Annotated in this window: 14 protein-coding genes; 13 read left to right on the top strand and 1 reads right to left on the bottom strand. The window is 39.1% G+C overall.

All coding sequences use genetic code 11. The features are described 5' to 3' along the window. The first annotated feature begins 108 nt into the window (after positions 1 to 108). From trxB to IGK77_RS10425, 3 genes are all read left to right on the top strand, one after another. Positions 109 to 1,044 carry a thioredoxin-disulfide reductase gene (trxB, locus tag IGK77_RS10435; protein ID WP_074799539.1) on the top strand — a complete coding sequence of 312 codons (936 nt, stop codon included), beginning with the start codon at positions 109 to 111 and terminating at the stop codon, positions 1,042 to 1,044. Positions 1,045 to 1,169: 125 nt separating this feature from the next. After that, positions 1,170 to 2,897, top strand: coding sequence for a phospho-sugar mutase (locus IGK77_RS10430; RefSeq protein WP_074799538.1), 1,728 nt, complete (start codon positions 1,170 to 1,172; stop codon positions 2,895 to 2,897). 65 nt (positions 2,898 to 2,962) lie between these two features. Further along, positions 2,963 to 3,262 carry an ArsR/SmtB family transcription factor gene (locus IGK77_RS10425; RefSeq protein WP_065095735.1) on the top strand — a complete coding sequence of 100 codons (300 nt, stop codon included), beginning with the start codon at positions 2,963 to 2,965 and terminating at the stop codon, positions 3,260 to 3,262. An 83-nt stretch (positions 3,263 to 3,345) separates the two neighbouring features. Here the strand turns inward: IGK77_RS10425 and IGK77_RS10420 are convergent, their stop codons facing one another. After that, entirely contained in the window at positions 3,346 to 4,203 is an 858-nt protein-coding gene (locus IGK77_RS10420) for a pyruvate, water dikinase regulatory protein (protein ID WP_010734955.1), read from the bottom strand. Positions 4,204 to 4,294: 91 nt separating this feature from the next. Here IGK77_RS10420 and IGK77_RS10415 point away from each other — a divergent pair, with 91 nt between their 5' ends. From IGK77_RS10415 to glyQ, 10 genes are all read left to right on the top strand, one after another. Continuing rightward, on the top strand, positions 4,295 to 4,723 hold the full coding sequence (locus IGK77_RS10415) for a Fur family transcriptional regulator (RefSeq protein WP_010734956.1): 429 nt from the start codon (positions 4,295 to 4,297) through the stop codon (positions 4,721 to 4,723). Positions 4,724 to 4,887: 164 nt separating this feature from the next. Next, the gene (rpsU, locus tag IGK77_RS10410) at positions 4,888 to 5,064 is read left to right on the top strand and encodes a 30S ribosomal protein S21 (RefSeq protein WP_002356740.1); all 177 of its coding nucleotides are present in this window, start codon (positions 4,888 to 4,890) and stop codon (positions 5,062 to 5,064) included. Between the two features lie 26 nt (positions 5,065 to 5,090). Further along, a complete protein-coding gene (locus tag IGK77_RS10405; protein WP_010734957.1) occupies positions 5,091 to 5,537 on the top strand; it encodes a GatB/YqeY domain-containing protein in 447 nt (148 codons plus the stop codon). 333 nt (positions 5,538 to 5,870) lie between these two features. Further along, positions 5,871 to 6,842, top strand: coding sequence for a PhoH family protein (locus IGK77_RS10400; protein WP_010734958.1), 972 nt, complete (start codon positions 5,871 to 5,873; stop codon positions 6,840 to 6,842). Between the two features lie 21 nt (positions 6,843 to 6,863). Next, complete coding sequence (locus tag IGK77_RS10395) at positions 6,864 to 9,053, top strand: HD family phosphohydrolase (protein WP_074799537.1); 2,190 nt, start codon at positions 6,864 to 6,866, stop codon at positions 9,051 to 9,053. A 20-nt stretch (positions 9,054 to 9,073) separates the two neighbouring features. Beyond that, positions 9,074 to 9,550 (top strand): rRNA maturation RNase YbeY, encoded by a 477-nt coding sequence (ybeY, locus tag IGK77_RS10390; RefSeq protein ID WP_010734960.1) that lies wholly within the window; start codon positions 9,074 to 9,076, stop codon positions 9,548 to 9,550. Further along, positions 9,534 to 9,941: a diacylglycerol kinase family protein gene (locus IGK77_RS10385; protein WP_029594236.1), complete on the top strand. Its 408-nt coding sequence runs from the start codon at positions 9,534 to 9,536 to the stop codon at positions 9,939 to 9,941. Before ybeY ends, IGK77_RS10385 begins: the two co-directional genes overlap by 17 nt. Before the next feature lie 13 nt (positions 9,942 to 9,954). Continuing rightward, positions 9,955 to 10,854: a GTPase Era gene (gene era / locus IGK77_RS10380; RefSeq protein WP_438713177.1), complete on the top strand. Its 900-nt coding sequence runs from the start codon at positions 9,955 to 9,957 to the stop codon at positions 10,852 to 10,854. Positions 10,855 to 11,376: 522 nt separating this feature from the next. Next, positions 11,377 to 12,180 (top strand): DNA repair protein RecO, encoded by an 804-nt coding sequence (recO, locus tag IGK77_RS10375; protein WP_074799536.1) that lies wholly within the window; start codon positions 11,377 to 11,379, stop codon positions 12,178 to 12,180. A gap of 375 nt (positions 12,181 to 12,555) precedes the next feature. Further along, complete coding sequence (gene glyQ / locus IGK77_RS10370; protein WP_010734964.1) at positions 12,556 to 13,473, top strand: glycine--tRNA ligase subunit alpha; 918 nt, start codon at positions 12,556 to 12,558, stop codon at positions 13,471 to 13,473. The last annotated feature ends 1 nt before the right edge of the window (position 13,474 follow it).

The raw sequence follows: 13,474 nt of genomic DNA, 5'->3' as shown, positions 1-13,474 counted from the left end.
ATTTCGAGTATAATATATCTATTCGAAACTCGTAGGCAGAACAATAGACTTTTTGTGTGATTGGCTGTAAAGTAGGCTTACTTGATTTTAAAACGGAGGAATCTACATATGTATGATGTAATCGTAATTGGCGCAGGGCCTGCTGGTATGACCGCTGCTCTATATGCTTCAAGATCAAACTTATCAGTAGCGATGATCGAACAAGGGGCACCTGGCGGGCAAATGAACAATACCGCAGAAGTAGAAAATTATCCTGGATTTGATTCGATCATGGGTCCAGACCTTGCGTATAAAATGTATGAAGGTGTTTCACGATTTGGAACTGAAAATGTCTATGGTATCGTCCAAGATATCAAAGATCATGGCAACTATAAAGAAGTCATCTGTGAAGACAAAAGTTACGAAGCGAAAACAGTCATCATTGCAACTGGTTGTATCCATCGTAAACTAGGGGTACCAGGCGAAGAAGAATATGCTGGACGTGGTGTTTCTTACTGCGCGGTTTGTGACGGTGCATTTTTCCGTAACAAACGCTTAGTCGTGATCGGTGGTGGCGATTCTGCGGTAGAAGAAGCTGTGTATTTGACACAATTTGCTTCAGAAGTCGTTATCGTTCATCGTCGTGATGAATTAAGAGCGCAAAAAATCATCCAAGATCGCGCATTTGCGAACGAAAAAATCTCATTTGTTTGGGATACGATCACTGATGAGATCATCGGAAATGATATGGTCGTTACTGGTGTCAAAGGGCACAACGCAAAAACAGGGGAAGCAATCGAATTAGCAGCTGACGGTGTGTTCATCTATGTTGGACTAGATCCGTTGACTGAACCTTTCCGCAAATCTGGGATCACAAATGATGCTGGCTGGATTCCAACAGATCAAGACATGCGTACGAACATGCCTGGTGTATTTGCCATTGGCGATGTACGAGAAAAAGATCTACGCCAAATCACTACAGCAGTAGGCGATGGCGGGATTGCTGGACAACAAGTATATAAATACTTGGAAGCTTTAGAAGAAACGCCAAACGCTCAAGGATAACTAATGATGTGGAAAGCGAAAAGGACGATGATGAATGTCATTGTCCTTTTTCTTATGCTTTGCTATCTAAAAAGAGAATGCTATACTTAGAAAGGAACATATTTTTAGAAAGAGGTGTCAGCTTCATGTCTTGGAAACAAGTTTACGAGCAATGGGCAACTGAAGAATCATTAGAAGAAAATTTAAAAAAACAATTAAAAGAATTAAGTGAAAATCCTGAAAAATTAGAAGATGCGTTCTACGCACCTTTGGAATTTGGTACAGCAGGAATGCGCGGGATCTTAGGGCCTGGAATTAATCGAATGAACATCTATACTGTACGTCAAGCAACAGAAGGGCTTGCACAATTTATGGATGAACAAGGAGCAGAAACAAAAAAACGTGGGGTAGCGATTGCTTATGATTCACGTCATCAATCGCCAGAATTTGCGATGGAAGCGGCAAAAACTTTAGCGCAACATGGTATTCCATCTTTTGTCTTTGAAAGCTTACGACCAACCCCAGAGCTTTCATTTGCGGTTCGTCATCTTAACGCATTCGCTGGGATCATGGTTACAGCTTCTCATAATCCAGCGGCATATAATGGCTATAAAGTCTATGGCGAAGATGGTGGACAAATGCCACCTGCTGATGCAGACGCATTGACAAAATATGTACGAAACATCAGCAATCCACTAAAAGTAGAAGTTTTAGCAGAAGAACAAGCAAAAAATAGTGATTTGATCACGATCATCGGCGAAGAAATCGACCAAGCGTACTTGGAAGAAATCAAAGCAGTGACGATCAATCATGAATTAGTAGAAACATTAGGGAAAGAATTGAAGCTAGTCTTCACGCCGTTACACGGAACAGGTAAAATGTTAGGTGAGCGTGCGTTGACTCAAGCGGGATTTGAACAATTTGTCTTGGTTCCTGAGCAAGCAGTCGCTGACCCAGACTTCACCACAGTCAAATCACCAAATCCAGAAGAACACTCTGCTTTTGAATACGCAATCCGTTTAGGCGAAAAAGAAGGCGCAGATCTATTGATTGCTACTGATCCAGATGCCGATCGTCTAGGTGCAGCTGTACGCTTGCCAGACGGTTCATACAAAGTATTGACTGGAAATCAAATTGGCGCTTTGCTTGTCCAATATATCCTGGAAGCTCACAAAGAAAAAGGAACACTGCCAGAAAATGCGGCGGTCTTGAAATCAATCGTTTCAAGTGAACTACCGACAGCAATCGCTAGACATTATGGTGTAGAAATGATGAACGTCTTGACTGGCTTCAAATTTATTGCTGAAAAAATCCAACAATTTGAAGAAACCAAGGCGCATACATTCATGTTTGGTTTTGAAGAAAGCTACGGTTATTTAGTCAAACCATTCGTTCGCGATAAAGACGCGATTCAAGCACTATTATTATTAGCAGAAGTTGCTGCATTTTATAAAAAACAAGATAAGACCCTTTATGATGGGTTACAATCGATTTTTGAAACGTATGGCTATTATGCAGAAAAAACAATTTCAGTCACAATGAGTGGTCAAGAAGGTTCAGCGAAAATTGCTTCACTGATGGAGAAATTCAGAAAAGATGCACCAACTGAATTTGCCGGAGAAAAAGTTTTACAAACAGAAGATTTCAAGGCACTGACAAAAACAGATGCTCAAGGAAATGTAGAAAAACTAACGACTCCACCTTCAGATGTATTGAAATATACACTAGAAGAAGACGGTTGGATCGCGATCCGTCCTTCTGGAACGGAACCAAAAATCAAATTTTATATTGGTGTCAAAGGTGATTCAAACGAAGCAGCACAAGAAAAAATTGCTGCACTTGAAGCTAGCATCAAATCAATGACAGAAGAATAAACAGTTGAGACTGACGAAAAAAGTGGTACACTTTAGTAGTCAGTCTTTTTTTGGAGGTGAATCGTTTGTCGGGGAATCAAAACATTAAAGTAGAAAAAGTGAGTCAATTATTCAAGGTATTAAGTGATCCGACACGTTTGAATATTTTACTTTATTTAAAAGATGGTGAAAAAAATGTGACGTCGATCAGTCAATCTGTTCAAATGGAACAATCGGCTGTGTCTCATCAATTACGCTTGTTACGTGAAAACCATGTGGTGAAATCACGACGTGAAGGAAAAACGATCCTTTACAGTTTGGATGACTTTCATGTATTAGATATTTTAGAACAAACGATCAAACATGTAGAGCATCAAAAGAACTAACTAAAGTCATTAAAAAATGGATTTGAAAGACGCTGATGCGCCGATCAAACCCTTTTTTTATTATTTAAAAAGATAAGAGATTTCTACTTTTCTTCCGAAGTTTCTGTGCCGTAATAGCTATGGTCTTCCAGCTCTAACTCATTCAAGATCAATGAAGCTGTTTCTTCAATAGAAAGAGAAGCAACATTGATGACGACACACCCTAATTTTTCATAAAGTTCATTGGCAAATTCCAATTCTGCACGAATTTTTTCGATATCGGAGTACGCAGTATCTGGATTCAGGCCATATGAACGCATGCGTTCTTTACGAATGTTATTTAAAATATCAGGGTTATTTGTTAATCCAACAATCTTCTTCGGATCAATTTCCCACAACTGTTTAGGGATATGAGCTTGAGGTATCAGTGGGAGATTCGCTACTTTTAAATTTTTATTGGCTAAAAACAAACTTAACGGCGTTTTAGAAGTTCTGGAAACACCAAGTAAGACAACATCGGCTTCCAAAAAACCTCGAGGATCTTTTCCGTCGTCATATTTCACCGCAAACTCCATCGCTTTGATCCGTTTAAAATAATTTTCATTCAATAAGTGAAGTGCCCCTGGTTGACGTGTCGGTTTGATACCAGTCAAGCGCTCGATTTCTGCAATTGGGGGGGTCAATACATCAAAGCTGTATAATTTGTTTTTTTGACAAAATTCATTTGTTAAATCCACCAATTCTTGGTTGATCAATGTATGGAGAACTAATGCTTGTTCTGACAATGCATCATTTAGTGCGCGTTGCAACGTCTCTGGATCAGTCACAAATGTTCGTCGAAATAAACTAAATTCGATGGATGGATATTGCGCCATTGTGGCTTGGGCTAATTTTGTCGCTGTTTCACCTGCAGAGTCGGAAATGACAAAAAAGGTGACGACTTCATTTGATTCGGCAGTCATAAATAAAAAACCTCGCTTGCTTTTTTTTTAGGTTTATTATACCATACTCGAGTGTACATACTTCGTAATCATTTTGATTTGGGGGATAATGATGAATAAACAAACATTGATTGAACAATCTTTAGAAACATTGAAAAATAACGGGTTCAAATACACGAAAAAGCGAGAAGCATTACTCGCATATTTAATCAAACGAAATCGTTACGTCTCTGCAAAAGAAGTCTTTGACTATATGAGTCAGGAATTTAAAGGAGTCAGCTATGATACGATCTATCGTAATTTACATGACTTTTCAGAGTTAGATCTTTTGGAAGAAACGGATCTAAATGGAGAAATGAAATTCCGTTTTCATTGTTGTCAAGGCGAGATTGGCCACCATCACCACTTTATATGTACCGTTTGTGGGACGACAAAAGAAATCCATATGTGTCCAATGAATTATTTTGAAGAACAACTCAGTGGGTGTACCATTGAAGGGCATCGCTTCGAGATATTTGGTCGCTGTGAGAGCTGTCAATAATAATTTTTAATAAAATAACAGGTGATTATTTAAAAAAATCATAAGATTCTCTTGACGGTCAAAACTGCTTTAGCTATAATGTTTATAGAACAGTCTTGTTTCTTGAGATTAACATTTCAATAACAATTACGGTTACTTTTTAAGCTCGGAGGGAGGGAATTAATATGTCAAAAACAGTCGTTCGCAAAAACGAATCACTTGACGATGCTCTTCGTCGCTTCAAACGTTCCGTGTCAAAAGCGGGTACTTTACAAGAATCTCGTAAACGTGAATTCTACGAAAAACCAAGTGTAAAGCGTAAGAAAAAATCTGAAGCAGCTAGAAAACGCAAAAAATTCTAGTTCTTTGATGAATTGGAGTTGGTAGTGTGTCACTACTAAGTAGATTGAACGATGACATGAAGACAGCGATGAAAGCTAAAGATAAAGAATCTTTACAGGTGATTCGTATGATCAAGTCATCTATACAAAACGAGCAAATTAAAGAAGGTCACGACTTGACAGAAGAAGAAGAACTAACAGTGTTGTCTCGCGAAATGAAACAACGCCGTGATTCTTTGCATGAATTCGAGGAAGCTGGACGTGACGATTTAGCTGAAAAAGTGAAAAGTGAAATTGTGATAGTCGAAAAGTATATGCCAGAGCAACTTTCTGAAGAAGAAATTCGACAACTTGTTCAAGATGCGATCACGCAAACAGGTGCTTCATCTGCAAAAGAATTTGGTAAAGTCATGGGAGTAATCATGCCTAAAGTCAAAGGAAAAGCTGATGGAAATCAAGTAAATGCTATCGTAAAAGAACTATTGCAGTCTTAATCTTAGCAAACGAAACTACGGACGCGAAAGTGTCCGTAGTTTTTTTGTGTTCATTAAAAGAATAGTTTTTTGATCAATATTTTTTTGTTTAAAAACATTTGTTGTTACTTGGCAAAAGATTCATAGATTAACATAAATTGGGCAACTGATGTTCAAAGTCAGGTATCTCTGCTAGTTACTAAATGATTAGGTTGTTTTAATTGAAGAACGTTTTGTCTCAGTAATCCAAATTAAAACTTTTTTCTCAAGCTGTCTCATTTTATTCGCTATATAGTTTTTCATGATTATGGTAGAATAGGTAAGAACGATTTGAAATAAAGGAGATGTCTATTTTTGACAGAAGCGTCTAGTTCTTTGGATATTAGATTAACAGCAACTGATGATATCAGTATGCTTTTAGGGTCACATGATAAACATATCAAACTGATCGAAGAAACAACTGAAACAACGATCCACACAAGAGGTGAAGTGATCCAGATCATCGGGGAAGAAACCGATATTTCTTTGGCTGCTTCCGTGATCCGAACGTTACAAGAATTGATCAAACGAGGGATCCATATCAGTATGCCTGATGTGGTCACTGCCTTGAAAATGGCTCAAAAAGGGACATTGGACTATTTTGTTGAGATGTATGAACAAGAGATCGTCAAAGATCGCAATGGCAAACCGATCCGTGTCAAAAATAGCGGACAAAAAAAATACGTCGATTCTGTCGCCAAACATGATGTGGTCTTTGGTGTAGGACCAGCTGGTACTGGGAAAACATTTTTGGCTGTCGTATTAGCGATTGCTGCCTTAAAAAAAGGTGAAGTCCAAAAAATCATCTTGACTCGCCCAGCCGTCGAAGCAGGTGAAAATCTTGGATTCTTACCTGGAGATTTGAAGGAAAAAGTCGATCCATATTTACGGCCAGTTTATGATGCACTGTATCAAATTTTTGGGTTAGATCATACCAATCGTTTGATGGAGCGAGGGATCATCGAGATTGCACCACTTGCCTATATGCGGGGTAGAACGTTAGATGATGCCTTTGTGATTTTGGATGAGGCGCAGAATACCACAGTTGCCCAAATGAAAATGTTTTTGACTCGGCTTGGCTATCAGTCAAAAATGATCGTCAATGGGGACACGAGCCAAATCGATTTGCCAAAAGGCACGATGAGTGGATTGATCCATGCAGAACGAACACTGAAACAAATCAAAAAAATCGATTTTGTGAATTTTGAAGCGAGTGATGTTGTTCGTCACCCTGTCGTGGCAGAAATCATCAAAGCTTATGAAAAAGCGGATCTTCATCAAGAATAGCTTTTTTAGGAGGATTACCACATGTTGAACAAAATATTGCAGCAGCTTCAAGCGAAATTAGGGAAAGCTGCAGCACCTTTTCTCTTATTGCTTTTCTTTCTTTTGATGTGTGGGATCACGTTTAGTAGCGTGAAGCAAAAGCCCAATGATTTTAGAGAGGGACAAGTAGCGGAAGAAAGTATCCGTGCCAACAAAACGATTGAGAACACGGAGGAAACCGAACAAAAAAGGAAATTAGCAGCTGAAGCTGTAACACCTGAGTACACCTACCAAAGTGACCTAGCTTCGGAACAAGATCGTCGGATCAATCAACTGTTTGTTTTGATCAGTCGTGCGAATGACACGATCGACAAACAATATGAAGAAAAAGTCAGTAAGGCAAAAGAAGATGAAAATGTACCAAAGCCAACAGTAGAAGAACGGATAGCTGCATTGAAACGAATATTCGAAAGTTCAAATGCGGATGATGTCGCGTTCTACCAAAAATTACCAAATAGTTTTTACTCAACGATCATGAATATGTCAGAAAGTGAAATTACGACGGTTCGTGATGAAAGCTTGAAATTGATTGACGAACAAATGAGTAAGCAAGTTCGAGAAAGTGATTTAGATAATTTTAAACAAGAAGCAAATGATAAGATCCAGTATTTGAATGTTTCGGCAGAACAACAAGAAATGATCCGCTATTTAGTCGATCAGGGCATTGTTGTGAATGATGTGTTAAATGAGAAACGAACAGAAGAATTGAAGCAAGAGGCACGTGACTCCATCCAACCCGTCATGATTTTCCAAGGGGAGATCATTGTTCGTGAAGGAAATCAAATCGATGCAGCGGCTATGAAAAAATTAGAATTGTTAGGTTTGACGAGTCAATCTACTTCGATTTTTCCTCTGGTAGCAATGATTTTAGCGGTGTTGTTACAAATTGGTGTGTTGTTCTACAATTCACTACAGTATAAAGATCTTTTCAAACGAACAGAGTATATACTTTTCTACGTAACAGCAATGTCCATCAGTATTTTATTGATGAAATTTTTCCAAGTCTTTCAAACAGAACAAGCGACTTACATTCCGTTACTTTACCCAGCAGCGTTTGTACCGCTAGTCTTGAACTTTTTCGTGAATCGAAGAGCGGGTATCATGGCTGCGTTGTTCCAAGCAGTTTCAGCGCTATTCATTTTTTACAATTCGATTGGTACGAATTTTTTGACTGTGATTTTGGTCTCGTACCTATTTGCCGGCTTTTTAGCAGCAATTTTAAAACGACAACGTATTTCAGAACAATGGTTCCCAGCAATCATGTGGGTCGTTGTCTTTCCGTTATTGATGGATGTCGTTTTAGTGGTTTATCAAGGCATGAGCTTTAGTGATGGCACCACTTGGTTGACACTTGTATGTGGCTTCATGGGCGCATTTCTGTCGTATTTACTGACGATTGGTCTGCACCCTTATATTGAGCTATTAGTGAATGATGACAGTGTGATCGTTCTAAATGAATTGAGTAATCCAAACCATCCATTATTGAAGCAATTGCTAGAAGAAGCACCGGGAACGTATCATCATAGTATGATGGTTGCGAATCTGAGTGCGAATGCAGTTGCTGAGATCGGTGGACGTTCGTTGTTGACACGTGTGGCTTGCTATTACCATGACATCGGCAAAATCAAACATGCCAGCTTTTTCGTGGAGAACTTACCTTCTGGTGCGGAAAATCCCCATAACTTTTTACTTCCTGAAGATAGTAAACAAATTATTTTTGGGCATGTGACTGACGGTGCGAAGATTTTAGAAGAGTACGATATGCCAAAAATGGTAATCGATATTTGTAAGCAACATCATGGGACGACTTTGATGCGTTATTTTTATATCAAAGCAAAAGAACGTAATCCAGAAGTAACAGAAGAACAATTCCGTTACCCTGGCCCTAGACCGCAAACACGGGAAGCTGGAATCGTCAATATTGCGGATAGTTGCGAAGCCGCTGTGCGAGCGATGGATCATCCAACCAGTGAAAAAATCGAAGCTTTTGTGCATAATTTGATTGAAGAACGGATTTCTGATGGTCAGCTTGATGATAGTGGATTGACACTCAAAGAAATCCGCAAAGTTGAAAAATCTCTTGTTAGTGGATTGAGCAGTACCTTCCACTCTAGGATCAAATACCCTAAGATGAAGTCTGAAGCAGAAAAAATGAAACAAGAAAAAGAATAGCAAGAAGGAAGCGATGACTAATGGATATTACATTTATCGATGAAACAAACACTGTATCTGAAACGAAAATCAAAGAAATTGAAGAATTGCTTCAATTTGCAGCAAAAAAACTTTCTTTATCAGATGAGACGGAAATGTCGGTGACCTTCATGGATAATCCGTCTATCCAAGAAATCAATCGTACGTACCGTGGCAAAGACGCACCAACAGATGTGATCAGTTTTGCGTTAGAAGATGAAGGTGAAGACGAGATCCCAGTGATTTTTGAAGAGGACGATGAGCCAATGCCTCGTGTATTGGGAGATATCATGATCTCAATCGATCGGGCAAAAGAACAAGCTGAAGAATATGGTCACTCCTATGATCGCGAACTAGGCTTCTTAGCCGTCCATGGATTTTTACACATCAACGGCTACGACCATATGACACCTGAAGATGAAGCGGAAATGTTTGGCTTACAGAAAGAGATTTTAGATGCTTATGGACTTAAAAGATAAAAGAGAAGAACAAAAAGTAGATAAAAACAAACATTTTTTGATGTCAGTGGAGTTTGCTTTACAAGGAGTCAAAACCGTTTTTGATGAAGAACGAAATATGAAGAAACATGTGGCTCTTGGGATCATTGCTCTGATCATGGGTTTCATCTTTCAATTGGATCGAATGGAGTGGCTATGGTTGCTCCTTTCAGTCTTTCTCGTATGGATCGTCGAAATCATGAACACTGTGTTTGAGAATGTAGTGGATATGTTCACAGACTTCCATTTTCATCCCATTGGAAAAAAAATCAAAGATATGGCAGCTGGGGCAGTGTTATTGACTGCTTGCTTCGCTGTAATCGTTGGGATCATCTTATTTGGTCCAAAAATCTATCAACTGTTTTTTAATTAAAAGGAGAGTAATTATGTCAGAACATAAATCTGGATTTGTAGCAATCGTCGGACGACCAAATGTTGGTAAATCGACGTTGCTCAATCGGATCGTTGGTCAAAAAATCGCGATCATGAGTGATAAAGCGCAAACGACAAGAAATAAGATCCAAGGAGTATATACGACTCCTGAAGCACAATTGATCTTTATTGATACACCAGGAATCCATAAACCCAAACATCGTTTAGGCGATTTTATGGTAGAAACAGCTTATAGTGCTTTACGTGAAGTTGATGCGGTATTGTTCATGATCAGCGCCGATCAAAAAAGAGGAAAAGGCGACGATTTCATCATCGAACGCTTGAAAAATGTCCAATCACCGGTATATTTAGTGATCAATAAGATCGACAAAGTCCATCCAGATGAGTTGTTAGGGATCATTGAAGATTATTCCTCACAAATGGAGTTTGCCCAAGTTGTGCCGATCTCTGCGACAGAAGGAAACAATGTCGAACGTTTGATGGAGGTCTTAGTGGATGAAATGCCTGAAGGCCCACAATATTTCCCAGACGATCAAGTCACTGACCATCCGGAATATTTTATCGTTTCTGAATTGATTCGGGAAAAAGTCTTGTTTTTGACACGAGATGAAGTACCCCATTCAGTCGCAGTAGTCATTGATACGATGAAACGTAATGAGAATAATAAAATCCATATCCAAGCTACGATGATCGTAGAGCGTGATAGTCAAAAAGGAATCATTATCGGTAAGGGCGGTAAGATGCTGAAAGACATTGGAACAAAAGCACGAAGAGATATTGAGAATCTGCTAGGAGACAAAGTCTTTCTAGAACTTTGGGTAAAAGTCCAAAAAGATTGGCGAGACAAACGAGTCTATTTACAAGACTTTGGATATCGTCAAGACGAGTATTAAACAAGGTTGTGAGAAAAGTGCTATGATCTGAGCAGTAAGCTGGGAAATCAGAAAATAGCTTTTCATATTTTTTGATTTTTCAGCTTAATGTTGAGGGTCAGCTTTTCGAACACCGTTTATCATAGGTTGTGAAAGAAGCGTTCAGCACTGAGTAATAAGACAAGAAAATCGAAAATGGCTTTTTCATTTTTGATTTTATGGGCTTATTATTGAAGTGTTGCTTCTTGAGCACCGTTTATCATAGGTTGTGAGAAAGCCGGTCAGCTCCGAATAGTAAGGCGGAACGTGGGAAAATAGCTTTTCATATTTTTTGATTTTTCAGCTTAGTGTTGAGGGTCAGCTTTTCGAACACCGGTTATCCAGTTATAGAAGTTAGAGGACAACTAAGTCATGGAAGCAATTAAGAGTCTGGAATAAAAGTAATAGTTACTTTTGTCTCGACTTCACGGATGCTCGCATGACTTTTTCCTTCTTTTCAATTTAAAAAAAGCAATCTACGTTAAAGTCAGAGGAGGGGTGACGATGAGTCAGCTTGCAGAATCAAAAGGAATCATCCTTTCTAGTCGCAACTACAAGGAAAAAGATAAATTAGTCAAGATATTTACAGAATCGGCAGGAAAAATGATGTTTTATGTCAAGGGGATCCATCGTCAAAATCAACCGATTGCACCCGCATTGTTGCCTTTTACGGAAGCAATTTATATTGGTCATTTTCATAATGAAGGCTTGTCCTTTGTTAACAGTGTAAAAGATGTCCACTCGTTTCGTAAGATACAAGAAGATATTTTTCTTAGCGGTTACGGGACTTATTTGTTGAACTTAGTGGATGCGGCGATCGAGGATCGGCAATATGATCCGAATCTATTTCAATTCACACACCAAGCATTGCAACGCATGGATCAAGGAGATGACCCAGAGATCATTACGAATATTTTTGAGATCCAATTATTGCAACGTTTCGGGATCTCGCCAGTTTGGACCCACTGTGCAGTGTGTGGAAAGACGCAAGGAAAATTTGATTATTCATCCAAATATGGTGGCGTCTTATGTGAAAATCACTGGGAGTTAGATCATCATCGGTATCACGCGGACCCACGTGCAGTTCACTTCGTACGGCTCTTCTCAGCAATCTCGTATGATCGCATCAGTGGGATCGACCTCAAAGAAGAAACGAAACAAAAGATTCGCCAATTGATTGATCTGTTATATGAAGAATACGTGGGCATCCATTTGAAAAGTAAAAAGTTTATTGATCAAATGAAAAGTTGGGAACATATCATGAAACCGACCGATGAGGCAACGAAGGAAAATCCTGCAGAGGAATGAAAAATTGTTTGAAACAATGGATTTTTTTCAAAAATATTTGACAAAGTACTGGGTTAACGTCTATTATAAAGCCTAGATAGTAACTATTGTTTTTTCAATAGACGAATGTCATTTATGAAAGATATTCAATATTCACATACGTACGATGATCAAGATCAGTAGAAAATCAAGTGGCACAAGCGAGTTCGGGAGAGTGAGAGCCGAATGCTAACGGTTTTTGAAGAGGCACTTGTGAGTACGATCAACGAAGCTGCCGAGTCGCTCGGAAGTAGGGTGGAACCGCGAAGATATTCGTCCCTATGTTTGTTTACGCAAACATAGGGACTTTTTTTGTTACTATTTTTGATTCTTGGTTAAGATGAAAGGGGTAATTATATGAGTAAGAAGCAAACAGTTCAAGAAATGATTTTGACATTACAAAAATTTTGGTCATCGAACGGTTGTATGCTGATGCAAGCATACGATACGGAAAAAGGGGCAGGTACAATGAGTCCTTACACATTTTTGCGAGCAATTGGTCCAGAACCTTGGAATGCCGCTTACGTTGAGCCATCACGTCGACCAGCTGATGGTCGTTATGGTGAGAATCCTAACCGGTTATATCAACACCATCAATTCCAAGTGGTGATGAAGCCATCACCAGAAAATATCCAAGAACTTTACCTGGAAAGCTTGCGTTTGTTAGGGATCGATCCGTTGGAACATGATATCCGCTTTGTTGAGGACAACTGGGAAAACCCTTCGATGGGGTGTGCCGGTGTTGGTTGGGAAGTCTGGTTAGATGGCATGGAAATCACGCAATTTACGTACTTCCAACAAGTCGGCGGTTTGCCATGTAAACCAGTCACTTCAGAAATCACTTATGGGTTAGAACGTCTAGCTTCTTATATCCAAGAAGTGGAAAGTGTGTATGATCTTGAATGGTCAGCAGGTGTCAAATATGGCGAGATCTTCAAACAGCCTGAATACGAACACTCAAAATATTCATTTGAAGTGAGTGATCAAGAATTATTATTAAGTAATTTTGATCGCTTTGAAAAAGAAGCGAAACGTTGTATTGAAGAAAATCTGGTCCATCCAGCATATGATTACATTTTAAAATGTAGTCACACCTTCAATTTATTAGATGCTCGTGGTGCAGTATCTGTGACTGAACGTGCTGGCTACTTGGCTCGCATTCGTAACATGGCGAAATCTGTGGCGAAAATCTTTGTTGCAGAACGTGAAAAACTTGGATTCCCATTGCTGAATAATCAATCAGAAAATCCAACGACTGTTAAGGAAGGTGAATAAG

Source organism: Enterococcus sp. DIV0806c (assembly GCF_051710905.1).
Classification (GTDB): domain Bacteria; phylum Bacillota; class Bacilli; order Lactobacillales; family Enterococcaceae; genus Enterococcus_B; species Enterococcus_B mundtii.
This window is presented reverse-complemented; position numbering and strand designations above follow the sequence as displayed.

Bases quoted from the DNA above. Each gene is read 5' to 3' on its own strand.
- ybeY (WP_010734960.1), top strand. From the start codon at position 9,074: ATGGATATTACATTTATCGATGAAACAAACACTGTATCTGAAACGAAA.
- IGK77_RS10420 (WP_010734955.1), bottom strand. From the start codon at position 4,203: ATGACTGCCGAATCAAATGAAGTCGTCACCTTTTTTGTCATTTCCGAC.
- glyQ (WP_010734964.1), top strand. From the start codon at position 12,556: ATGAGTAAGAAGCAAACAGTTCAAGAAATGATTTTGACATTACAAAAA.
- IGK77_RS10415 (WP_010734956.1), top strand. From the start codon at position 4,295: ATGAATAAACAAACATTGATTGAACAATCTTTAGAAACATTGAAAAAT.
- era (WP_438713177.1), top strand. From the start codon at position 9,955: ATGTCAGAACATAAATCTGGATTTGTAGCAATCGTCGGACGACCAAAT.
- IGK77_RS10395 (WP_074799537.1), top strand. From the start codon at position 6,864: ATGTTGAACAAAATATTGCAGCAGCTTCAAGCGAAATTAGGGAAAGCT.
- IGK77_RS10430 (WP_074799538.1), top strand. From the start codon at position 1,170: ATGTCTTGGAAACAAGTTTACGAGCAATGGGCAACTGAAGAATCATTA.
- IGK77_RS10385 (WP_029594236.1), top strand. From the start codon at position 9,534: ATGGACTTAAAAGATAAAAGAGAAGAACAAAAAGTAGATAAAAACAAA.
- trxB (WP_074799539.1), top strand. From the start codon at position 109: ATGTATGATGTAATCGTAATTGGCGCAGGGCCTGCTGGTATGACCGCT.
- recO (WP_074799536.1), top strand. From the start codon at position 11,377: ATGAGTCAGCTTGCAGAATCAAAAGGAATCATCCTTTCTAGTCGCAAC.
- rpsU (WP_002356740.1), top strand. From the start codon at position 4,888: ATGTCAAAAACAGTCGTTCGCAAAAACGAATCACTTGACGATGCTCTT.